The sequence below is a fragment of the Clostridium sp. LY3-2 genome (assembly GCF_024705715.1).
Lineage (GTDB): Bacteria > Bacillota > Clostridia > Clostridiales > Clostridiaceae > Clostridium.
In genome coordinates this window covers 122,502-144,830 of record NZ_JAMDLQ010000010.1, presented here as the reverse complement: position 1 = coordinate 144,830, position 22,329 = coordinate 122,502, and the positions used below count along the sequence as shown (strand labels likewise).

24 protein-coding genes and 1 riboswitch are annotated in these 22,329 nt (G+C 29.2%); of the genes, 13 read left to right on the top strand and 11 right to left on the bottom strand.

The window, feature by feature from the left end; translation table 11 throughout:
• Positions 1-8: 8 nt before the first annotated feature.
• Entirely contained in the window at positions 9-440 is a 432-nt protein-coding gene (locus M4I33_RS02740) for a hypothetical protein (protein ID WP_257915345.1), read from the top strand.
• A 37-nt stretch (positions 441-477) separates the two neighbouring features.
• Here the strand turns inward: M4I33_RS02740 and M4I33_RS02735 are convergent, their stop codons facing one another.
• The 4 genes from M4I33_RS02735 to M4I33_RS02720 form a co-directional block, all read right to left on the bottom strand.
• A complete protein-coding gene (locus tag M4I33_RS02735) occupies positions 478-1,743 on the bottom strand; it encodes an ectonucleotide pyrophosphatase/phosphodiesterase (RefSeq protein ID WP_257915344.1) in 1,266 nt (421 codons plus the stop codon).
• A 66-nt stretch (positions 1,744-1,809) separates the two neighbouring features.
• Positions 1,810-2,793, bottom strand: coding sequence for a DUF4097 domain-containing protein (locus M4I33_RS02730; RefSeq protein ID WP_257915343.1), 984 nt, complete (start codon positions 2,791-2,793; stop codon positions 1,810-1,812).
• Positions 2,786-3,547 (bottom strand): DUF1700 domain-containing protein, encoded by a 762-nt coding sequence (locus M4I33_RS02725; protein ID WP_257915342.1) that lies wholly within the window; start codon positions 3,545-3,547, stop codon positions 2,786-2,788. Before M4I33_RS02725 ends, M4I33_RS02730 begins: the two co-directional genes overlap by 8 nt.
• Positions 3,540-3,863: a PadR family transcriptional regulator gene (locus M4I33_RS02720; RefSeq protein ID WP_194192380.1), complete on the bottom strand. Its 324-nt coding sequence runs from the start codon at positions 3,861-3,863 to the stop codon at positions 3,540-3,542. The genes M4I33_RS02725 and M4I33_RS02720 overlap by 8 nt, the downstream gene beginning before the upstream one ends.
• A gap of 466 nt (positions 3,864-4,329) precedes the next feature.
• On the opposite strand from M4I33_RS02720, the gene sfsA reads away from it, so the two are divergent.
• Entirely contained in the window at positions 4,330-5,022 is a 693-nt protein-coding gene (sfsA, locus tag M4I33_RS02715; RefSeq protein ID WP_257915341.1) for a DNA/RNA nuclease SfsA, read from the top strand.
• A gap of 60 nt (positions 5,023-5,082) precedes the next feature.
• On the top strand, positions 5,083-5,577 hold the full coding sequence (locus M4I33_RS02710) for an NAD(+) diphosphatase (protein ID WP_257915338.1): 495 nt from the start codon (positions 5,083-5,085) through the stop codon (positions 5,575-5,577).
• A gap of 28 nt (positions 5,578-5,605) precedes the next feature.
• On the opposite strand, the gene M4I33_RS02705 is transcribed toward M4I33_RS02710, so the two are convergent.
• Genes M4I33_RS02705 through M4I33_RS02695 form a run of 3 tightly spaced genes read right to left on the bottom strand, consistent with a single transcriptional unit; the run spans position 5,606 to position 7,850 of the window.
• On the bottom strand, positions 5,606-6,250 hold the full coding sequence (locus M4I33_RS02705) for an HD domain-containing protein (protein WP_257915337.1): 645 nt from the start codon (positions 6,248-6,250) through the stop codon (positions 5,606-5,608).
• 3 nt (positions 6,251-6,253) lie between these two features.
• A complete protein-coding gene (locus tag M4I33_RS02700) occupies positions 6,254-6,607 on the bottom strand; it encodes a hypothetical protein (protein WP_257915336.1) in 354 nt (117 codons plus the stop codon).
• The gene (locus M4I33_RS02695) at positions 6,597-7,850 is read right to left on the bottom strand and encodes a DUF1576 domain-containing protein (RefSeq protein WP_257915335.1); all 1,254 of its coding nucleotides are present in this window, start codon (positions 7,848-7,850) and stop codon (positions 6,597-6,599) included. The genes M4I33_RS02700 and M4I33_RS02695 overlap by 11 nt, the downstream gene beginning before the upstream one ends.
• Before the next feature lie 162 nt (positions 7,851-8,012).
• Between M4I33_RS02695 and M4I33_RS02690 the strand changes: the two genes are divergently transcribed.
• The 3 genes from M4I33_RS02690 (at position 8,013) to lepB (M4I33_RS02680) (ending at position 10,942) form a co-directional block, all read left to right on the top strand.
• On the top strand, positions 8,013-8,693 hold the full coding sequence (locus tag M4I33_RS02690; protein WP_257915334.1) for a hydrolase: 681 nt from the start codon (positions 8,013-8,015) through the stop codon (positions 8,691-8,693).
• Between the two features lie 84 nt (positions 8,694-8,777).
• Positions 8,778-8,946, top strand: a riboswitch (Lysine riboswitch).
• A 161-nt stretch (positions 8,947-9,107) separates the two neighbouring features.
• Positions 9,108-10,403, top strand: a complete 1,296-nt coding sequence (gene lysA / locus M4I33_RS02685) for a diaminopimelate decarboxylase (protein ID WP_257915333.1) — start codon at positions 9,108-9,110, stop codon at positions 10,401-10,403.
• Positions 10,404-10,429: 26 nt separating this feature from the next.
• Positions 10,430-10,942: a signal peptidase I gene (gene lepB / locus M4I33_RS02680; protein ID WP_257915332.1), complete on the top strand. Its 513-nt coding sequence runs from the start codon at positions 10,430-10,432 to the stop codon at positions 10,940-10,942.
• A 330-nt stretch (positions 10,943-11,272) separates the two neighbouring features.
• Here lepB (M4I33_RS02680) and M4I33_RS02675 read toward each other — a convergent pair whose 3' ends face one another.
• Positions 11,273-12,088, bottom strand: coding sequence for a hypothetical protein (locus tag M4I33_RS02675; protein ID WP_257915331.1), 816 nt, complete (start codon positions 12,086-12,088; stop codon positions 11,273-11,275).
• A gap of 329 nt (positions 12,089-12,417) precedes the next feature.
• Between M4I33_RS02675 and M4I33_RS02670 the strand changes: the two genes are divergently transcribed.
• The 4 genes from M4I33_RS02670 to M4I33_RS02655 are packed head-to-tail and all read left to right on the top strand — an operon-like array spanning position 12,418 to position 17,532.
• Positions 12,418-12,636 (top strand): DUF3006 domain-containing protein, encoded by a 219-nt coding sequence (locus M4I33_RS02670; protein ID WP_257915330.1) that lies wholly within the window; start codon positions 12,418-12,420, stop codon positions 12,634-12,636.
• A 34-nt stretch (positions 12,637-12,670) separates the two neighbouring features.
• Entirely contained in the window at positions 12,671-13,225 is a 555-nt protein-coding gene (gene lepB, locus M4I33_RS02665; RefSeq protein WP_257915329.1) for a signal peptidase I, read from the top strand.
• Positions 13,226-13,250: 25 nt separating this feature from the next.
• Positions 13,251-15,416, top strand: a complete 2,166-nt coding sequence (gene ftsH / locus M4I33_RS02660) for an ATP-dependent zinc metalloprotease FtsH (protein WP_374707686.1) — start codon at positions 13,251-13,253, stop codon at positions 15,414-15,416.
• A 13-nt stretch (positions 15,417-15,429) separates the two neighbouring features.
• Positions 15,430-17,532, top strand: a complete 2,103-nt coding sequence (locus M4I33_RS02655) for a UvrD-helicase domain-containing protein (protein ID WP_257915328.1) — start codon at positions 15,430-15,432, stop codon at positions 17,530-17,532.
• A gap of 69 nt (positions 17,533-17,601) precedes the next feature.
• Here the strand turns inward: M4I33_RS02655 and M4I33_RS02650 are convergent, their stop codons facing one another.
• Together M4I33_RS02650 and M4I33_RS02645 are read right to left on the bottom strand one after the other, a co-directional pair.
• Positions 17,602-17,796 carry a hypothetical protein gene (locus tag M4I33_RS02650; protein ID WP_257915327.1) on the bottom strand — a complete coding sequence of 65 codons (195 nt, stop codon included), beginning with the start codon at positions 17,794-17,796 and terminating at the stop codon, positions 17,602-17,604.
• Between the two features lie 147 nt (positions 17,797-17,943).
• Positions 17,944-19,029, bottom strand: a complete 1,086-nt coding sequence (locus M4I33_RS02645) for an ATPase (protein ID WP_257915326.1) — start codon at positions 19,027-19,029, stop codon at positions 17,944-17,946.
• A gap of 244 nt (positions 19,030-19,273) precedes the next feature.
• On the opposite strand from M4I33_RS02645, the gene M4I33_RS02640 reads away from it, so the two are divergent.
• The 3 genes from M4I33_RS02640 (at position 19,274) to M4I33_RS02630 (ending at position 21,609) form a co-directional block, all read left to right on the top strand.
• A complete protein-coding gene (locus M4I33_RS02640; RefSeq protein ID WP_257915325.1) occupies positions 19,274-20,113 on the top strand; it encodes a transporter substrate-binding domain-containing protein in 840 nt (279 codons plus the stop codon).
• Between the two features lie 100 nt (positions 20,114-20,213).
• A complete protein-coding gene (locus tag M4I33_RS02635) occupies positions 20,214-20,900 on the top strand; it encodes an amino acid ABC transporter permease (protein WP_257915324.1) in 687 nt (228 codons plus the stop codon).
• Positions 20,887-21,609 carry an amino acid ABC transporter ATP-binding protein gene (locus tag M4I33_RS02630; RefSeq protein WP_257915323.1) on the top strand — a complete coding sequence of 241 codons (723 nt, stop codon included), beginning with the start codon at positions 20,887-20,889 and terminating at the stop codon, positions 21,607-21,609. Before M4I33_RS02635 ends, M4I33_RS02630 begins: the two co-directional genes overlap by 14 nt.
• 81 nt (positions 21,610-21,690) lie before the next feature.
• Here the strand turns inward: M4I33_RS02630 and M4I33_RS02625 are convergent, their stop codons facing one another.
• On the bottom strand, positions 21,691-22,314 hold the full coding sequence (locus tag M4I33_RS02625) for a DUF2628 domain-containing protein (protein ID WP_257915322.1): 624 nt from the start codon (positions 22,312-22,314) through the stop codon (positions 21,691-21,693).
• Positions 22,315-22,329: the final 15 nt, after the last annotated feature.

Sequence of the window (22,329 nt, the reverse complement as noted above, 5' to 3'; positions counted from 1 at the left end):
GAGAGTATATGAAGCTAGATTTATATACTTTGTATGTGTACAATTACGGAAAAGAGTATTTATTTCAAAAGACTAGAGATTTAGAAAAAATCACTGAATTTTCAAAATCATCAAATTGTATTTTTAAGGATAAGTTTTATTATTATAAAACTGTAGCAACTAATGTACTTCAGTTTTATAAATACCTAGAAACTAGGGATTGTTTTAAAATAGGATTATTACTTAAAGATAAGGAAAATTTAGTTTTGAAATGTTATTGTAGGTTTAGTCTTGAATACTGGGAAAACAGTACAATTATTGATGAAAATACAGGGGAGACTATAACTACATTTCTAAAAGATAAAGAAGAGCTTTGGATTAAAAAGTTTTTAAGCTTAACTAAAAAAGAAGAAGAGGAATATATACTAAAATTAAAGATGAATGATTATAAAGATGATTAAAAAAAATGTCTAAAGAAAAATTTCTTTAGACATTTTTTTATAATAAACTTTTTCCATCTAATAATGAAATATCGTAATTTAGTAAATCGAATATAGTAGCACCTTCATCTACTAAATGGATAGGTCCTAAATCATTATTTTTCTTAAAACGGCTATCTTTAGCTATGAATATAGTTTTATAGTCATCGTCTTTTGGGAAGTAGCCGTGAGTTGCCTTATCGTATTTAGAGCCTGTATTTTCTATTACAGAACCTAAAGTTTCGTTTATAAAATAATAACCATCCTTAGCTTCTAGCATAAAGTCGGCATTTTTATCTCCACCAAAATCTCTTATTTCAGCTTTAGTATATATTGTTTTTATACAATCGTTATTTTTCTTTGAAAAATCATTTAATATATTAAGCACTTTAAATCTAGTTTCGTTATCTTTTTTATTTAAATAAATGTAAGAAGAACCATCGCAAAAGTTTGAAAATGCAGTATAAGAAGTTATATTTCCTTTAGAATTTACTTTTAATAAACCATTATCTAAGAAAAGTTTATTTAACTTAACTACAGAATGTGCATTTTTAAAGCTGTGGTCTCCTAAAGCTATAATAGTGCTATCTTCAAAAATATTATTTTCATCTAATATATTAAATAATTCACCAAGTCTATTATCATGTCTTTTAAGTGCAGATTCTACCTCTTTAGATTCAGTTCCAAAGTGATGTTTTTTTGTATCTACATCTGTTAAGTGAATTAAGAAAAAGTCTGCTAAATCATTTGAAAGGATATATTTAAAGCTTTCAAATGTGAAATTATCTAAATAGGGCTGCTCTATACCTTTTCTTAAGTTTCCAAATAGCTTATTTAATTTAAGTTGCATAAATAAACTTCCATTACTAGCTGATACCATAATTTGATTTTCCCAAGGTCTATTTGGAAATATTTCAGGTACGTTTATATTTAGAGTTTTAGCTTTACCTGTAACTGGCCAAAGTAGAGCGCAAGTTCTAAGACCTTTTTTAAAGGCTGCATCGTAAATAGTTGTAGCTTTTATATCTTTTCTTTGCCAAAACCAATCAGGGCTTTTTCTATTTGGTTGAATTTTTATATTATTTATTATACCGTGTCTATTAGGTAGCTTTCCTGTAGATATACTAACGTGTGCAGGGTAAGTTAAAGAAGGGTATACTGATTCAACTTTATTTGAATATGAAGAATTCTCTATTAGCCTTTTGAAATTTTTAAAAGTTTTTAAAGTTTCAAAATCTTTAGTGTCTACAGCATCAAAAGAAATTATAATAAATTTTTTCTTCAAAATAATCAACTCCTATCATATAAAATATTTCTTAATGAATATTTTACTATAATAGGAGTCTAAAAACTATTGATTAAAAGTTATATTTCCACTGTGGGAATTAACATTTATTTTAATCTTTCCTTTATTTATTCTATAAGGAGAGTTTATAATATCTTCATTTGAATTTGAAATATTCCCGCTTTTAGTTTCAGCTGAAATTGAATAAGGGTATATATCTCCATGGGTATCTAAGGTTATGTTTCCAGATTCAGTTTTAATATCTAAACTATTTTTAGCGTAAAGACTTGAATTAACATCACCAGACTTTGATTTGATTTTTCCAAAGTTATAATCAGATGCAAAGTTTGTTATATTTCCTGAGTCAGAAGAGACAGTAAATTTCTTTATGTGTCCATCTAAATCTATATTACCAGATCTTGTAGTAGCAGTTACTTCATTAACAGAATCTACTGATATCCTTCCACTATCTGATGCTAAATCTAAATTGTTTTCAGAATTTGAAAATATATTAATATTTCCTGATGTAGAATTTATTTTTATTTTATTTTTATATTTAGTAGGAATATAAAAATCTATATTATAGTTTGAATGGTCAGTATTAAAATTATTATCTATATTTACATCAAGTGAAATATTTAAAGTTTTATCTTTTTTATCATATTTAAAGTTCCATTTACTAGCGTCTAGAGGATTTTTATCAGTGCTTAATCCTTTTGCACTAAAATAAGTCTTTAAACTGTAATCACCGCTAGGGTATAGGTGTATATCATAATTACCTGAATTAAAGTTTATAGTATCAACATCTTCTTTGAAAAGATCAAAGGTTCCAGTTTTGTTATATTTAAATCCGTATACTGAAAATTCACCATTAGTTAGAAAATCATTTAAAGAATATCCCATCTCTTCAAAATAACTAGTATAGTTACTTAATTTATAATCACTTGAATAAAGTATTGTAAATGAAATTAAAAAGGAAATTATTGAAGCTATAAGTAAGCCTAGCATTGTAAATTTAAACTTCTTTTTGATAAGTGGTTTTTTACTCATTATTATTTCCTCCTTTAATTAATTTCTTATAAATCCTTACTATAAACAGTATAATTGCTTTTGAAATATAATAACTTATCATTGTAAGTAATATTAAAAGAAGTGATAGCCCTATAAGTAGAAATACAAGGGAACTTGTAGGAAAATCTGTTATAAATGGTGGTATAACAGTGAAACCTATAAGGTGTAATGTTACATCTAAAAACCCTACGCAAAATATTCCAATCACAGATGCTATTGCACTAAATGCAAATCCAAATGGAAGAGAGAAACAAGCAAGGCCTATACTAAAAGCAAATGGAGCTAAAAATATAGCTATTAATATCCCTATAATTAATCTTGGGACACTCATCTTTGATACTGCATTAACTGCATCATTAACTTTAGATTTTGCTTTCTTTGTAAAATTATTTTGAAATTTACTTTCTTTTTTTTCTTCCTCTTTAGTTGAAGAATTATCTTCTTCTAAAACTTCTTCAAACTTTACATCATTTATTTTGTCTTTGTTAAAAGGATTAAATTCTTCTTTAGGTGTGTAGCCTTCAGTTTCAACCTTTTCAATATAAGAACTTCTATATTGATGTATTATATCGTAGGGGCTTCCAAGTTCTTCTATAATCGCTTCTTCAGTTTTGCCGTTTTGAAATCCATTAGTAAAATGCTCTTGGTAATCAAATAAGATATCAGACAATTCCTTTTGAGGAAAATCCTTAAGACCATCTGCTAAAATATTTAAAAATTCACTTTTAGTCATTTTTATATCCTCCTATAACTAAATTGTTTATTGCGTTTTGAAAAGTTAACCATTCAAGTTCTAATTTTTCTTTTTTTATAAAGCCTTCCTTTGTTAACCTATAATATTTTCTAGGTGGACCTTCTTGTGATTCTTGAAGATAAGTTGTGAAGACACCTTCTTTTGTAAGTCTTCTAAGTATAGGGTAGATAGTTCCGTCTGAGATAGAAATATACTTAGATATTTCTGATATTAATTCATATCCATAACAATCACCTTTAGAGGCAACTGATAATACGCAGAGTTCTAAAACTCCTTTTTTTAATTGTGTATCCATAAAAACACCTCTTATTTAATGAGTTGATGACTACAATATAACATTCACTATTATACAAAGCAATATAGCTAAGAAATAGTTAAGGAAAAGCTAAGATGTTAAGAAAATATTAAGGTTAGACTTAAATGTAAAAAAATGTAATGGTAATATTATCAACAAGCTTAGCTCGCATTAATACTAGGTTATGTTGAAAATGTGGATAAAAAACGTTAAAATGTGGATAACTTTAAAGGGGAGGTTAAATAATAAACACATTTGTCGAAAAATAACTATATACCATATATGGTAGGAATATTTGTTCTCTTGATAATATGATGGATATTGTAGAAATAAAGATTATCAGTTAAAATTAATTATAGAATAGAATAAGAAAAGGCGGAAAATTACGAACATTATCCACAATTCTGTGGATAACTACTGTTGAAATGTGGACAAGTGTAAGTTATTAACATAAAAGGAGATAAAAATGAAATATAATAAAAAGATAGAATTTGCGAAATTTGTAGAAAGACCTAATAGATTTAATGCATTAGTAAAATTAAATGATGAAATTATAACTGTGCATGTTCCAAATACAGGAAGATGTAAAGAGTTATTAGTCCAAGGTGCAACTGTAATTCTTAGAAAAGAAGATAATGAAACTAGAAAAACTAAATATGATTTAGTTTCTGTTTATAAAAATGGAAAACTTATAAATATAGATTCACAAATTCCAAACAAAGTAGTTTATGAAGCTCTTCAAAATGGTAAAATAGAAAAATTAAAAGAATATAAAAATATAGCAAAAGAAAAGACTTTTGGGAAAAGCAGATTTGATTTTAAACTTATAAATGATTTAGGTGAGACGTATTATTTAGAAGTTAAAGGTGTAACTTTAGAAGAGTCTGGATTTTGCAAATTCCCAGATGCACCGACAGAAAGAGGAGCAAAACATCTTTTAGAACTTATAGATGTGAAAAAAGAAGGTATGGGTGCTGGAGTTTTATTTTTACTTCAAATGGATGGAATGAAAGAATTTTCACCTAATGAGGAAACGGATAAAAAATTCTCTAAGTGCTTAAAAGAAGCTTATAAAAATGGAGTAGATATTTTTGTTTATGAGTGCAAAGTTTTTGAAGATGGTATAGAAATAGATAAAGAAGTAAAATTAGTATTATAGAAATAAAAACCTATTTAAACTATAATAGAGTAAATTAATGTATTATAGGGGAGAAGATTTATGAAACATAAATATTGCACAAAGTGTGGGAGACGATTAGTAGATTTTAACTGTTGGGATGAAGGAATAGTACCTTATTGCCCAGATGATGATATTTTATATTTTGATGTCCCAAAGCCTTGTATAGTTGTTGGTATAGTAAAAGATGATAGTATTTTATTACTTAAGCAAAGTTACATATACAAAAATTCAAAAGTGCTTCTTTCAGGATATGTAGACCAAAACGAATGCGCTGAAGATACAGTAAAAAGAGAAGCATTAGAAGAAACAGGTCTTGTTGTAGATAATGTAAGATATTTAGGTTCGGATTTTGTTCGTGATAAAGATTTATTTATGATAACATATATGGCTGAGTACGTAAGTGGAGACCTTAAAAAATCTAGTGAAGTAGAGGGTGCATCTTGGTGTAAATTAAAAGATGCATTAAATCAAATGAGCGAAGATGAAATAGGGAAAAAGGCTGTAAAAGAAATACTTAAATTAAAGAATTTATAGAAAAAACTCCTAAGAAATTTAGGAGTTTTTATTTGTAGTTCCATTCTTCATAAAATTCTTCTAAAAAGCTTTCCATAAATTTATGTCTTTTTAAAGCTATTTTTTTACTAGATTCAGTATTCATTAAATCTTTTAGCTTTAATAATTTTTCGTAAAAGTGATTTATAGTAGTATTATCTTCATTTAATGATTCTAAAGTTTTATGTTCTTTAGGCAAAATTTCTGGATCGTATAAAATACGATTTTTATATCCTCCGTAGGTGAAGGTTCTAGCTATTCCTATAGCGCCTATAGCATCTAATCTATCAGCATCTTGAACTACTTTTCCTTCTATAGTTTGCTGAAAGGAGTCTGTAACTCCGCCTTTAAAAGACATAGTATTTATTATAGAAGTTATTTTTTCTATATCTTCTTTAGGTAAAGACAAGCTTTTTAAAAATTCTTCGATTAAGGAAGTATCGGTTAAATTGTCTTTTGTGAATTTGTGATCTCCTATATCGTGTAAGAGTGCAGTTAAACTTACTATAAATTCGTCCGCATTTTCTTCTTTAGCGAGCTTTAAAGAAAGGTTATAAACTCTCTCGATATGAAAAAAGTCGTGCCCACTTCCTTCGTTTTTTAGTTTTTCGTATACAAAGTCACGTGTTTTACTTATTATAATATCTTTATCCAAAGTTTAAACACCTTCTTTTCTTAAAATATCAATTCTAAGTAAGTTATCTGTGTAAGAAACATTAGCCGTATCTACCATCATTCCAACTAAAGTTAAAGCAGAATCAAATTCGCTATCTCCACCTAAGTGCCAATAATACTCTTCTATTTCGTGCTGCCTTTGAGTGTTTAATGAATTTTTTAGCATCTCTAAAGGTTCTTCTTTAAAGTCGTATATTATTGCCTCTATATAAATATTAGAAAAGGCATTATCTTCTGCTGTGTGCATATTTACAGTTACGTTTTTGCAATCATAATGATAACAATAAGACATTAATTCGTTGATTATTTTTAGATTTCTTTCGATTTTAAACTTCATCTTTTTTCACGTCCTTTTTAAATGTTGTAATTAAAGGTATAAGTATCATTGCGACTAAGCCTCCTGCTAAACCATTATTATAAAGGTTTAAACCTCCGTGTAAGTAGCCAACGTTCATAACTAAAAATACGTGAAGTATTCCAGAAAGTATACCTATTTTGTATCCGAACTTACCAGATATAGGAGCAAGGCAAGTACTAAAAAGTATTGCAAGAGAAAGGCTAGGACTATAAACTGGTTCTGGATAAATAATAGCTGCAAGAGTTGCACCTAGCATTACTGGGATTATATTTTTTAAGTGTTTACCAAAAGCCCCAAAGCCCATGATTGTCATAATTCCAGCTATAATAGGTCCGTTTATATCAGCGCCTAAAACTAAAATATATAGGGTTGAAAAAATTCCAACTAGCCCCATATTTATATAAGCTGTTCCTCCGTAAAGAATATAAAAGTCAGAAACTAATCTTCCAGGATGTTTAACTAAAGATTTTAAGTTATTTATGTTATTATTTCCAATATAAAACCCGATTATTATTAAATAAATACATATAATAATTAATAGAATAGATAAAATAAGTGAATTATCTCTATCCCAAATTAATCTAGCTTCAAAATTTATTCCAAAAGATCTAAAAGCAGACATAACAAGTGTTGCTAAAAGCCCACTTGCAAAACCTATATTATAAAGGTTAAAGCCACCGTGTGCTGAAATACAATGGGTAGCAATAGGCGATAAAATAAACCCTATAAATATCCCAAGAACCGAACCACAAGCTAAACTTACAAAAATATTATCAGAAACAAATGAAAGTTGACTTGAAGTTGGAGCTAGTGTAGTCGATAACATCATAACTAAGGAATAGTTAAGTAAGGGTTGCTTTTGATATCTTGCAAAAAGTGCAACACCTATCATTATCGGCCAAATATTCAAAAGATTTTTACCAAAAAACGAAAATCCTGTCATAAGCCAAAGAGCTATGATTGTAGAACCGTTTGCTTTGATTTTAAGTTTTATAAGGATAAATGTGCAGATTAAACTAGTTAAAGCTGCGTTTACAAGAGTCGCCCCTACACCACCAATTTCGATATAATCTGTTATAAGTATATCTGGTGTAAGTATTATATTTTTTAGACCGTTTAGAATCTCATACGGACTATCTAAAAAAAATGCGACAATAATCATAAAAAGGTATATAATGGTAAATACGAGATAAGGATTAGAAAACTTACTCCTTAAATTCAATAATAAGCACCTCCAAAAAAAATAGCTTTAATAATATTATATTAAAGGAATGGAGTATTTGCTAGAAAAAATGTGGATTTAGGAGAAAAAAATATTTTCAAAGAGATAATTAGGGTATATAATAAAGTTTAAGCCAATTTGAAAGAAAAGGAGTGTATTTGGATGAAAAGGGAAAAGTTTGTACCGGAGTTTAATGGCGTTTTAAGAAGCCATATGGTTAGACTTCCAAAAGTAATTAGAGACTGTAGTGGGATTAGCATATTTGGTAGAAGGATTAAATCGATATTGTTCTCCACGGATGTAGCAATGATTAAAAATACTGATGCTGATGCTGTAATTGCAGTCTATCCATTTACACCACAACCAAAGATAACAGAAGCTATTATGATAGCTGCAGATATACCTGTGTTTTGTGGCGTAGGTGGCGGACTTACAAGTGGTATAAGGGTAATAAACTTAGCTTTAGATGCAGAATTTAAAGGGGCTATTGGAGTTGTTGTAAACCAACCAACACCAAATGATATAGTTAAAAAGATAGCTGAAACTATAGACGTGCCTTTAATTGTTACAGTAGTATCAGAAGAAGAAGATATAGAAGCTAGAATAAATTCTGGTGCATCTATATTAAATGTATCAGGAGGAGCAAACACAGTAAATATAGTTAAAAAAATTAGAAGTATTGCTCCATTTTTCCCAATTATTGCAACAGGGGGACCGACTGACGAGACTATAAAAGAAACTATTGAAGCTGGTGCAAATGCAATAACATATACACCTAGACATTCAAGTGAAATTATGAGTGATAGGATGGATATTTATAGAGAAAGAGAAGAGGGAAATTAAATAAAATAAAAAAAAGTATTGAATTAATTTTTAAATATGGTATCATAATGAATAAAAGTTGAATAAAATGGTAAAAGAAGACAAACCTAGGGTAGAGGTGCTAGAGTTAAGAGTAACTGCTAAGAGCTGGCAAGCGTTTATTAGTAGTGAAAGGAGCAATAGCCGAAGCTTTAAAATTTTTGCAAGATTTTATTGCTGGGTATGTGCATAATATGTACATAACTGTCACATAACGTGGAGTGCTACAGAGGAGAGCTAGTAAAATGCTTTTATAAAAATATTTAAGTTGCATATATCAATAAGCAAAGTATATTTATAAATGGATTTCTAGAACCTTTATTACACGATATTACCCGTCACAGTTTTTTAAACTGTGACGTTTTGTTTTAATTTAGTAGAGTGGAGGAAAAATCTATGAAATTATTTGGTAGTATGCAAACAGAGGAAAATCAATTATTAATTGGGGGCGTAAAAGCAACGGAACTTACAAGGGAGTTTAAAACTCCTTTATATGTTATGGATGAGGGACTAATTAGAGAAAACTGCAAAGAGTTTTTTAATAGTTTTAAATGTGAGGAAAATGGAAACAGGGTAACTTACGCTGGGAAAGCCTTTATAACAGGCTGGATGTGTAAGATTATAAAAGAGGAGGGTCTTTATTTAGATGTAGTTTCAGGTGGGGAACTGTATACTGCATATAGATCTGAATTTCCATTAGAAAAAGTGTTATTTCACGGTAACAACAAAACATTAGAAGAAATTGAACTTGGAATAAAACTAGGGGTAGGAGTATTTGTTGTTGATAACATGTACGAAATAGAAAACCTAGATAAAATAGCTAAAAAATACGACAAAATTCAAAAAGTGTACATGAGAATAACTCCAGGAGTTGAAGCTCACACTCACGAATATATAAAAACAGGGCAGATAGATTCAAAATTTGGATTTACTCCTTTAGATAATAATATTATAAATTCAGTTAAAGAAGTTTTAAGTTATGAAAACATAGAACTTTCAGGTCTTCATTGTCATATAGGGTCTCAGATATTTGAATTAGAGCCTTTTGAAGATGCTGCAGAAATTATGCTAAATTTTATTAACGATATAAAAGAAGAAACAGGGCATACAATCAAAGACCTAGATTTAGGTGGAGGGTTTGGAATTTACTATGTAGAAGGAGACACTCCAAAAAAAATAAAAGAATATTGCAACGCTATATTGGAAAAAACTAGAAAAGTATGTCATAATCTAAATATGGAAATTCCAAATCTTGTTATAGAACCTGGTAGATCTATAGTAGGGAACGCAGGAACAACTCTTTATACTGCAGGGTCTATAAAAGATATAAAAGATGTAAGAAAATATGTATCTGTAGATGGTGGAATGACAGATAATATAAGAACTGCACTTTATGATGCAGAATATGAATGCATAGTATCTAATAATGTTTTAGATGATATCACAGAAGAAGTGACTATATGCGGAAAATGCTGTGAGTCAGGTGATATTCTAATAAAGGATATAAGATTACCTAAAATTAATAGTGGAGATATAATAGCTATACCTACAACTGGCGCTTATTGTTTTTCTATGGCAAGCAATTACAACAAAATTCCAAAAGGTGCTGTAGTTTCTGTTATGGATGGAGAGGCTAAATTAGTTTGTAAAAGGGAGAGCTATGAAGACATCATTAAAAATGAAGTAATCTAATTTATAGATTTTTGAAAGGGTTATTTATGAATGGGGTTAAGAAGGTATTTTTAGAGTGGTTTTTTCCTGTAGCATTAGCTATAACTATTGCTATACTTATAAACAAATTTTTAGTGTTTAATATTGAAGTTCCTACAGGTTCTATGAAACCTACTATAGAACCTGGGGATAAGTTTGTAGCTAGTAGAATTTATAATTTTGAAAATATAAAAAGGGGAGATATCTTAATTTTTGATTCAAACTTTGAAAATTCAGTTTATATTAAAAGGGTTATAGGGTTACCTAAAGAAACAGTAGATATTAAATCAGGAAAAGTTTTTGTAGATGGAAAAGAAATTGAAGAGGATTATGTTAAGTTTCCAAAAGAAACAAACGAACATTTTGAAGTTCCAGAAGGCTCTTATCTTTTTTTAGGAGATAATAGAGCAGACTCTAAAGATGCGAGGTATTGGGATAATCCTTATATTAAAAAAGAAGCTATAAAAGGGAAAGCACAAATTAGAATATACCCTTTTAATAAGATGGGAAGTATAGAATGAAAATGTCTCTATTTAATATAGAGGCTTTTTTTATTTTAAATGTGAAAGTTTAATTGAAAAAAACGTGAAGGTGACATAAGGTGTAGAAATTCACTTTAAAATAATAGAGTATAGGTAATAACTATAAGTTAGCAATTTAAAAAAACTACACCATTGTTACGAAATATTATTGGTACAAGGGATTTTCGCTATATAGGGTTAAATTTTTGAAATTTTGGACAAGTAAAAAATATTTAGACAAACTATAAAAATTTGATCGTAGTAGACAAGTAGAAGTTAGATGGACAAGCTCTTAGGATAGATCTATATTAAGGGTTAGTCTAAGAATAATCAAATCACTTTTACACAAAAAATAGAACTTATTAAATTAGATAAAATAGTATGCTTTTCATAAGATCCTTCGTAAATATATACGAACCAATTTAAATAAACTTGAAGATATTTTGTAGCGACGCTTCTAAATTTTCTAAGCCATCTTCTTAAATTCAATATAAAATCAGAACAATTACTAAGTAAATTTTCCCCTTCTTCTTTAGAAATTTCTAATTCTTTCTTTTTATGAAGAGTGTAGTTTAACTTTTTCGATACAAGGTAAGAAAACCTATCTTTACCTGGCAGGAAATAAGTATTAAATATAGGGTTAAATGCATTTAATAAACCATCTATAGATTCCTTTGTAGGGCTCATAGAATCAAAGGATATCTTAGCTAGAGAGTAATTGTTTTTATTGATAGTAGTAGCTACAAAGATATTTTTTCTTCTAGCAATAGTGCAAACAGGGGGAGTCTTTTGACCCTTAAAGTTTTCTAAAAACTTAGTATGTCTTATAGCGGTAACGATATGAGTTCTTCTAGAATCTGTATAAGTTCCAATATGCTTTAGTATCTTATGCCTCCATCTAAAGGATGTCTCTATACAAATATTTAATCTATCTGCGCAATCTCTTATAGTAGCACCAGATAACATAAGGCGAGTATATTTATCCCAAAGATCTACACTTTTTCTAGTGTTATGCCAGACAAGCCCTGTTCCTTCATTAAAAGTTTTAAGACAATCCTTACATTGATACCTTTGGACATTCCTATATTTACCGTATTTAATAAAGTGTTTTGAATCACAATGGGGACAAGTTTGTGTATGTACCATAATATCACCTCGAAAAATTTTTTGCTTTTTTAGATATTTTGATTATGGACATAAAAAATAGGCTCTATTCACGCAAATATTTAAAAATACCAACAAAGAAGCAAAACAATCTAGTAGGGTAAATTAGAATTACTATAGAGGTATAGAAGTAGTAGGTCATAAAAAACATTAATTATGATTTTTTATGATAAATTTAAAAATAAAATATAAATAGTGTAACTAAAATAATTAATTTATTAATCTTAAGTGAAAAAATTTTCTAGTTTAGAATTAATGATGCAATTTGTGATATACTTAAAAAGGAGAATTATAATAATAGGGAGTAGTATATGGATAAGTTTATTTTAGATAGAATTGAAAATGAGCTTTATGTTTTAGAAACAGAAGATGGGAAAACTATAGATGTATCTAAAAACCAAATTAAAACAGCTGCTAAAGAAGGAGATGTTTTAATTAAAAAAGGTGATGGATACTACTTTGATAAAGTTAAAACTAAAGAAAGACAAAATGAAATAGAGCAGCTTATGGAAGGGATGTGGAATGATTGATTAAAATTAATGAAGCATATAAAGGTAGATATTTATGGAATTAGAATCTAGAAGTGAAAGAAACAAAAACAAAGTGAAAAAAAAGAATCCGCTTTTAGATTGGGGTATACCGATAGTATGCGCAGTAATACTTGGACTTTTAATTAAAAAGTTTTTAATATTCCCAGTATATATACCTAGTTCTTCTATGGAACCTACCTTAAATGTAGGAGATAGACTTTTAGTTACTAGAGTTTATAATCCAGAGCACCTTAAAACAGGTGATATAGTTGTATTTGACTCTGATGAACTTGGGAAAACCCTTATAAAAAGGCTTATAGGACTTCCAGGAGATAAGATAGAGATAAATGCAGGTAAGGTATATGTAAATGGAAAAGAAATAAACCAAGATTACGTAAAATATCCAAAGGAAAGTTATGCGGAATTTGTAGTTCCAGAAGGAAAGTATTTCTTCTTAGGAGATAATAGAGCAAACTCATATGACTCAAGGTATTGGAAAAACCCTTATATAGATGCTGATAAAATTCAAGGGAAAGCTCAAGTTAGGATTTATCCTTTTAGCCAGATTGGGTTTTTAAACCAAAACTAAAATAACTATAGGAAGAGGTGGAAAGATGGCTTCAAACAAAAACAACTTAAAAGATAACTTAAACAATAAGTTTAACAATATGAATAATGGTTCTAAAAGAAACAAAACAGGGATTATTTATTTCATAATTGCAGTAGCTATAATTTTTTCTTTTAACTACATAAGAAATAATGCAATGAATAAAGAAATAGGCTACAACCAATTCTTAGAGATGCTACAAAACAAGGAATTTTCAAAGGTTATAGTAACTCAAGAAAACTTAATTGCAACGCCAAAGGATACTAGTTCAGAAAAAGGGAAAACTTTATATACAGCGAATTTAGGAGACCCTAATTTAATACAAGAATTAAAAAATTCAAAAATTTATTTTACAGGTCAAAATCCTACTAGATCGCCTATATTAGAATCATTACTTATTAATGGTGTAATGCTTCTAGTAATGTTTTTAATTTGGAGATTATTATTCTCAAAAATGGCAGGAAAAATGGGCGGAGGCGTTATGTCTATGGGCAAAAACAACGCTAAAGTTTATATGGAAGACGAAATAGGGGTAACTTTTAAAGACGTTGCAGGTCAAGAAGAAGCAAAAGAATCTTTAGAAGAAGTTATTGACTACTTAAATAACCCTAGAAAATACTCAGAAATAGGAGCAAAATTACCTAAAGGAGCTCTACTTGTAGGACCTCCAGGAACAGGTAAAACTCTTCTTGCAAAAGCTGTTGCAGGAGAAGCTAAAGTACCATTTTTCTCAATTTCAGGTTCAAGCTTCGTTGAGATGTTTGTTGGTGCTGGTGCTAAAAGAGTTAGGGAACTATTTAAAGATGCTCAAGAAAAAGCACCTTGTATTATCTTTATAGATGAGATTGATGCAGTAGGTAAAAGTAGAGATAGTCAGCTTCAAAGTAACGATGAAAGAGAACAAACTCTAAACCAACTTCTAGCTGAGATGGATGGATTTGACTCTAACAAAGCGATAGTTATTTTAGCTGCTACAAATAGACCAGAGATCTTAGATAAAGCATTACTTAGACCAGGTAGATTTGATAGAAGAGTTATAGTAGATAGACCTGACCTTCCAGGAAGAGAAGCTATACTTAAAGTTCACTCAAAAGATGTTAAGCTTGCAGAAGATGTAAACTTAGAAGAAATAGCAAAAAGTACACCAGGTGCTGTAGGGGCTGACCTTGCAAACATCATGAATGAAGGTGCACTTAGAGCTGTAAGAGAAGGAAGAAAAGAAGTTTCTCAAGAAGATTTAAGAGAAGCTGTTGAAGATATAATTGCAGGTAAAGAAAAGAAAGATAGAATACTTTCTAAAAAGGAACAAAATGCAGTAGCTTACCACGAAGTAGGTCACGCACTTGTTGCAGCTTTACTTGATGGAACAGACCCAGTTCATAAAATAACTATAGTTCCTAGAACTATGGGAGCTTTAGGATATACTATGCAATTACCTGAAGAGGAAAAATACTTAGTATCTAAAGAAGAACTTATGAATCAAATTGCAGTTATGCTTGGAGGAAGAAGTGCAGAAGAAGAGGTATTTAAACAAATGTCTACTGGTGCTTCAAACGATATAGAAAGAGCAACACAAACTGCAAGAAGTATAGTAACTATGTACGGTATGACAGATGAGTTTGATATGATGGCTCTAGAGTCAATCCAAAACAGATACTTAGATGGAAGAGCTGTTAGAAACTGTAGTGAAGAAACTTCAACTAGAGTTGATATGGCAGTACTTGAAATAATAAGAACTTGCCACAAAAAAGCTAGAACTATCTTAAAAGAAAATAGAGATCTTTTAGATAAAATAACTGCATACCTTCTAGAAAATGAAACTATTTACGGTGAAGAATTTATGGATATAGTATATGAAAAATATCCTGAATTAAAAGAGAAGGATGAAAAAGTTAAAAAAGAAAGAGAAAAAGCTAGAGAGAGAAAGAAAGCTATCTTAGAAGAAAAGAAAAAAGCCGAAGAAGACTTAAAAGCTAGAATAAAAGCTCAAGAGGAAGAAGAAAAGAAAAAGGCTGAAGAAGAAGCTAAGATAATAGCTAGCACAGAAGAAAAAGAACACGCACTTGAAATCGCAAAGAAAAATTTAGAAGAATTAGATAGAGAGGGCGACGATAAAGGTTCAGATGAAGACGAACCATTTAAATTAATGGACGACGATTCAAATAAAGGATAAGAAGGAGATTAGAGTGAGTAAAGATTTAGATTTCCTAATGGAAGAAAAGCACTTAAACGAAACATTAAACATATTAAACGAAGAGATATTAAACTATCTTGGAAAAAGAAAATATATTACAGACTATATAGTAGATTATAGAAAAAAGGTTATTGAAGAATATAGAGATGATGAGGATAAGGTGCTTGACTACTTTGACCACGAAGCTTACGTAAAAGAGGAAGCTTTTAAAACTATAGATAGAAAACTAAAGGAATATACTGCTCTTAAAGAATCACCTTATTTCGGTAAAGTAACATTTACTGAAGGAGAAGAAAATATTGCAGAGGAGCTTTATATAGGAAGATTTGGCTTAACTAAAGAACAAAGCTTCGAGCCAGTTATAGTTGACTGGCGTGCTCCTATTGCATCTTTATTTTATAAAGGTAGTTTAGGTGAATCTACTTACAAATCACCTGTTGGGGACATAGAAGCAACTATACTTGGAAGAAGACAGCTTATAGTTAAAAATGGTTCTTTAAAAGGTATATTTGATTCTGCAATAGATGTTAAAGATGAGATACTTCAAATGGTTTTAACATCAAACTCTGGAGAAAAGCTTAAAGATATAGTTATGACTATACAAGAAGAGCAAGATGAAATAATTAGAGCGCCAAAAGATAAGGCGGTTGTAGTTAACGGAGTTGCAGGTTCTGGAAAAACAACTATAGCACTTCATAGAGTTTCATATCTTTTATATAATTACAGAAAACAATTTGGAGATAAGATATTAATCCTTGGACCAAACGATGTATTTATGGATTATATAGCACAAGTTCTACCTTCTCTTGGAGAAGACGGAATAGAAAGTATGACTTTTGAAAGTTTTGCAGCTAAAGAAATAGGTTTAAAAGAAGATTTCACAGAGTTTTCTCACTACATAGAAGAAGCTATGAAAGGTAATGAGGAAGCTTTAGATGAATATAAAGAAAAGAATTCAAAAGAATTCTTAGAAAAGTTAGACGCGTCTATAGAAGATATGAGTTTAAATTACTTCAAAATTAAGCCTGTTACTTTCTTTAATGAAGAAATTTTATCAAAAGAAGAAATAGAAGAATTATTTAATAAGCATTACGCTTATATGCCTTTATTTAGAAGAAGTGAAAAGATTAAAAGAATTATAATTTCTAAAATAAAAGATAAGAGAGACGAAGCTGTAAGAATGCTAAATAGCTCTATCTTAAAAAAATTAGAATCACTTCCTAAAGACGAAGTTATATTTGAAAAGAATAATTTAGATTTCCATAGAAGATTAAGAATTAGAGAAATAGTAAGAGAAGTTATGAATGCTAGAGAAGAGCTTAATAGCTGGATAGATACAGAAAATGTTGTAACTATCTACAAAAGAATAACTGATTCAGAAAAGTTAACCTTTATGGATTTAGCTGGAATACTTTATCTAATGATTAAGCTTCAAGGTAAAAAGACTTCAAAAGAATATAAGCATATAGTAATAGACGAAGCACAAGATTACAGCTATATTCAATTTAAAGTGTTAAGAGAACTTACAGATTGTAATAGTTACACAATAGTTGGAGATAGCAATCAAAGGCTTATAGAAACTAGTGACGTTCCAGCTATGCTTAACTTAAACGAAGTATTTAATGATAAATTATTAAGTTTCTCATTAAATAAAAGTTATAGATCAACTCAACAAATTATGGAATATGCAAGTAACTTCCTAAATGAAGATAGAATAATTCCTTTAGTTAGAAACGGGGAAGCTGTCTTAGAAGAAGAAGTTAAAGGAAAAGAAGAACTTGTAGACACTATAGTTAACTTAATAGAAGATTATGAAGAAGATGGACTTACAAGTATCGCTGTAGTAACTAAAAACAAAAAAGACCTTAAAGAGATTTCACACCTTTTAAAAGGAAAAGTAAAAATACTTACTTTTGATAGAAATGATATTTTATATAAAGGTGGAAAAGTTTTAGTTCCTGCATACTATGCAAAAGGTCTTGAGTTTGATGGAGTTATAATAGTAGAAGACGAATTAGAAACTCCAAACTTAGTTAAATATATTATGTGTACTAGAGCACTTCACAGATTATCAGTAATTAAAAAAGAAGATTAATTAAAATTAACAGGGTTTTGCACAAAGTTTTAGTGCAAAGCCCTATTTTTATTTTTTGAAATTATAATATCAGTCACCTAGTATTTGCGATGCTGAAATTATACTTTGCTCTAAATAATCTAAAGGTAAATCATTACTATATATTATAGAATCTTCATCTAGATTTATGTCTATAATAAGTCTCTCAATTCTATTTATTTTGATGCCTAAAGAGTCTAGCTTTCCAAGAATTTTTCTATTATAAGACTTTTGGTCTTCAATCATAATAATTTCTCCTTTATATAATTATATTTTCAGTAAATTTTAAAGAATATAGGTTTTATTAGACTTGCTTTATTCGAATAGGATTAGGGCAAGGTTTAATGTTATAAAATATGCTACAGTTAAATTATATCTGTAGCATATTTTGCATTATTTATAAGATTCGAATTTTGAAACTATTTTGCTATAATAATCATTAACAAGATTGAAATCCATATTAGAAACATAGAACTTTTCAAGTTCATCGTGTATAAGTTTTGCTTTAGTTATTAAAGATAAGCCTTTATTTAAAAGAATATCTAATTCAATTTTATTAAACTCTATTTCATCATTTAATGACTTTAACATAGTCTTATCACAGAAGTCTTCCATGTTATAAATAGTGCCATCTAAATCTACTTTAGATAATTCATTTCTACTAAAAACACCAACTCCAAGTTCTGGAATAATTATATGCTCTAATTTAGAAGGGATTAGAGGATTATGGAAATACTCAACGTTATAACCATAAGTTTGAGATAGTCTTCCTAAATTTCTTAAGACAGTATTTTTATAAAGACCAGGTTCACCTTTTATAATATATTTAGTAGTAACGCTCTCAGCTATATTTTTTGTGTAAGATACTATACCATTTGGAGTAAAAGCTGTAGCAAATAAATGACGCTCTTTTCCTAAATTAGATATTTTAGCTATAGGTAAAATCATATTTTTAAGAGATTCTGTAAATTTATCTATAGAATTTTCATCTAAAGTAAGTTCATTTAGATGTATCCAATCCTCATAAAGATGCTTGCAAGCACCAAAGTAAGTATATGCACGTTTAAAACAATCGCCTATTTCAGAGGCATAGCCCATAATTTCTTTCTTATTTTTAGATATAGAATCTGAATCTAATCCGTCAGCTAAATTAACTACATTATCAACAGCACCAGGATTTATAGGGTCAACTATATGAGGTGCAGTTCCATCTACTATTGCAACGTTTAAGCCTTTAACAAGAACTCCATCTAGAGATTGGTCATCAGATGAACAGTGAAATAATTCAACGTCATAGCCTTCAGTTAAAAAGTGAAATCCAACTTTCTTCATTAGAGAAGATTTTCCAGTACCAGGCCCACCTTTTAAACAAACTATTCTGTTTGCTTCCTCTTGAGATATTAAATTATCAAATAAATTATAGAAACCTTTTGATGTATTTCCACCTAGGAATAAATCACGTTTTTTAGCATTATTCAAAATATCAACTCCTAACATATTTGGGTTTTTGGATAATACATTATATAAATAGGTCTATATTTTGGTGATAAAAAGAATGTGAAATAATTGTGTATAAGAGTTGTTAATAGTTTACATATGCATAAAAATAAATAAATAATAAAAAAATATACAAAATACTTGCATAAAAATATAAATATAGTGTATAATTATGCTAAGTTAAAAATGAATCAATAAGTAATAAATAAGACGGGGGTTTTAAAATATGAAAAAAGGATTATTAAAAAAAATAATGGGAATCGCACTTGTTGGAGTTATGGCTTTTAGTTTAGTAGCTTGTGGAAGTAGTGAAAGCACTGGGAGTAAAGAAGATAAGAATATGCTTCAAACTATAAAAGATAAGGGCGAATTAGTAGTTGGGCTAAGTGCTGATTATGCACCTTATGAGTTTCATGCAATGATAGACGGAAAAGATACAGTAGTAGGATTTGATGTTGATTTAGCTAAAGAGATAGCTAAAGATTTAGGGGTTAAGCTTACTATAAAAGAGATGGAATTTAATTCACTTTTAGGGGCACTTCCAGCAGGACAAGTTGATATGATAATTTCAGGAATGAATCCAGACCCTGAGAGAGCAAAGAGAGTAGATTTTTCTGATATTTACTACACAGCTCAGCATGCAGTACTTGCAAATTCTCAAAATGCAGACAAGTTTAAAACTGTAGATGATTTAAAAGATAAAAAAGTTGGGGCACAACTTGGATCAACTCAAGCTGATATAACAAACGAAGTAATAAAAGCTAAAGATCCTAAATTTTTAGCAGATGTAAATAGTTTAATTTTAGAATTAAAGGGTGGAAAAATCGATGCTCTAGTTACAGAAAAACCAGTTGCAGAGATGGCTGTAAAATCTAGTGATAACTTAAAATTAACTAATATTACTTTTAATGACGAAAGCGGCGGAAATGCTATAGCAGTTAAAAAGAACGAGCCTGAATTAGTAGCAGAAGTTAATAAAACTATCAAGAAGTTAAAAGATAGTGGAAAACTTGATGAATATATAGTAAGTGCTACTGAATTATCATCAAAACAAATAAAGAAATAAATAGTTTTAATATATAAATTTAAAGATGATTTAAAAGGATAGGGTGTTTTATAAATTTATAAAGCATCCTATGTATTTAAATTGAAAGGGGCTAGGACGTATGGGCTATAAATTAGACTTCTCCTTCTTACCTCAATTCTTTGGGGTATTTGTAGATGGAGCAAAAATGACATTAATAATTTCTCTTATATCAGTATTTGTAGGGACACTACTTGGGGCTTTATTATATTTTTTAAGAGAATCTAACTTTGGAATTGGAAAATTCAAACCATTAAAAATAATCTCAACTGTTTATATTGAAATAATTAGAGGAACACCTATAATTCTTCAAATATATTTAGTATATATAGGATCAGCATTATTTTTTGGATTAAATATAGAAGTATTAGAAGCTGCAGTTATTGCAATTTCTTTAAATTCATCAGCTTATGTAGCTGAAATTATAAGATCTGGAGTGGAAGCTGTTGATAAGGGACAGATGGAAGCTGCAAGAAGTTTAGGTATGAATAAAGGACAAGCTATGAGACTTGTTATCTTACCACAAGCTGTAAAAAATATATTACCTGCTGTAGGTAATGAGTTTGTAGCAGTAATAAAAGAATCATCTATAGCTTCAGTAATCGGAGTTGGGGAGCTTATGTTTAAATCAAAGATAGTAACAGGGGCTACATACCTTCAGCTTGAACCACTAATAGTTATAGCGGGATTTTATTTTGTAATGACTTTCTCTTTAGGAAGACTTATGGGGTATCTTGAAAGGAGGATGAAAGCTAGTGATATGCGTTAAGAATTTAGAAAAATCATTTGGAAAACATAAAGTATTAAAAGGTATTGATGAAAACATAGAAAAAGGTGAAGTTGTAGTTGTTATAGGGCCTTCAGGGTCAGGGAAATCAACATTTTTAAGATGCTTAAACCTTTTAGAAACACCAACTAGTGGGGATATAATTTTTGAAGGACAAAATATCGTAGATAAAAGCGTAAATATAAATAAGATAAGAGAAAAGATGGGAATGGTATTTCAGCAGTTCAATCTTTTTCCACATAAAACAGTATTAGAAAATTTAACTATGGCTCAAATAAAGGTTAAAGGGAACGGGAAAGAAGAATCTATAAAAAAAGCAGAGGAATTATTAGATAGAGTGGGGCTTTTAGAAAAGAAAAATGCATATCCAAATTCTTTGTCAGGGGGACAAAAGCAAAGAATAGCTATAGCAAGAGCACTTGCTATGGACCCAGATGTTATGCTTTTTGATGAACCAACATCTGCACTTGACCCAGAGATGGTTGGGGAAGTTTTAAATGTTATGAAATCTTTAGCAAAGGAAGGGATGACTATGATAATAGTTACTCACGAGATGGGCTTTGCAAAAGAAGTTGGGGATAGGATTTTATTTATGGATGAAGGGACAATAGTTGAGGAAGGGACTCCAGAGGAAGTCTTTGATAATCCTAAAAACGAAAGAACAGAAAGCTTTTTATCTAAAGTTTTATAGATAATAAAAAGATTGTGAAATTTAAATTTCACAATCTTTTTTGATACATAGTAAATTATAAAATTAAAGTTATAATAGAATTTACAGATTTGCGATAATATTAAGTATCCAAACTATCATTACAAATAATACTAAAACTACGCTTACTATAGTTATAGGTAAGTTTTTAGAGCCTTTAGATTCAAGTAGTATATTAAGTTCATTTTGTGATAATGAATGAAACTTAGCTTTAGTTTTATCTATAGTTTTAATAACATTTTTAATATATAAATTATTAGAAACAGCACCTAAAGATATACATAGGACTGGATAAACTAAAAAAGTATATTCTTTTAAAAATATAATAGATAGAATAATTGTAGCTATAAAGAAAAGTGCATAAACATATAATTTTCTATAAATAAGCCAAAAAAAGCTAAATATACAAGCTGCATTATTCCAATATAAAAAGTTGTTATCTTTTTCGTACAAAGCCCACTTGTCTATATAATATTTATCTAAATTAAGGTAACTTTTAATATTAAGTTCATCTATAGTATAGCTATCGTCTAATTTTTCAAAGTTAGAACTATTAAAATCTAGTTTATTAGATTCTTCAAATTCGTCTAAATTGAAGAAAGATTTTCTTTTTTCAGAGTTATTACAATATGGATTATTACAAAATCCATTTGAATTTACTTCACTTCCACATTCAGAGCAATACATAAAAACCTCCTCAAA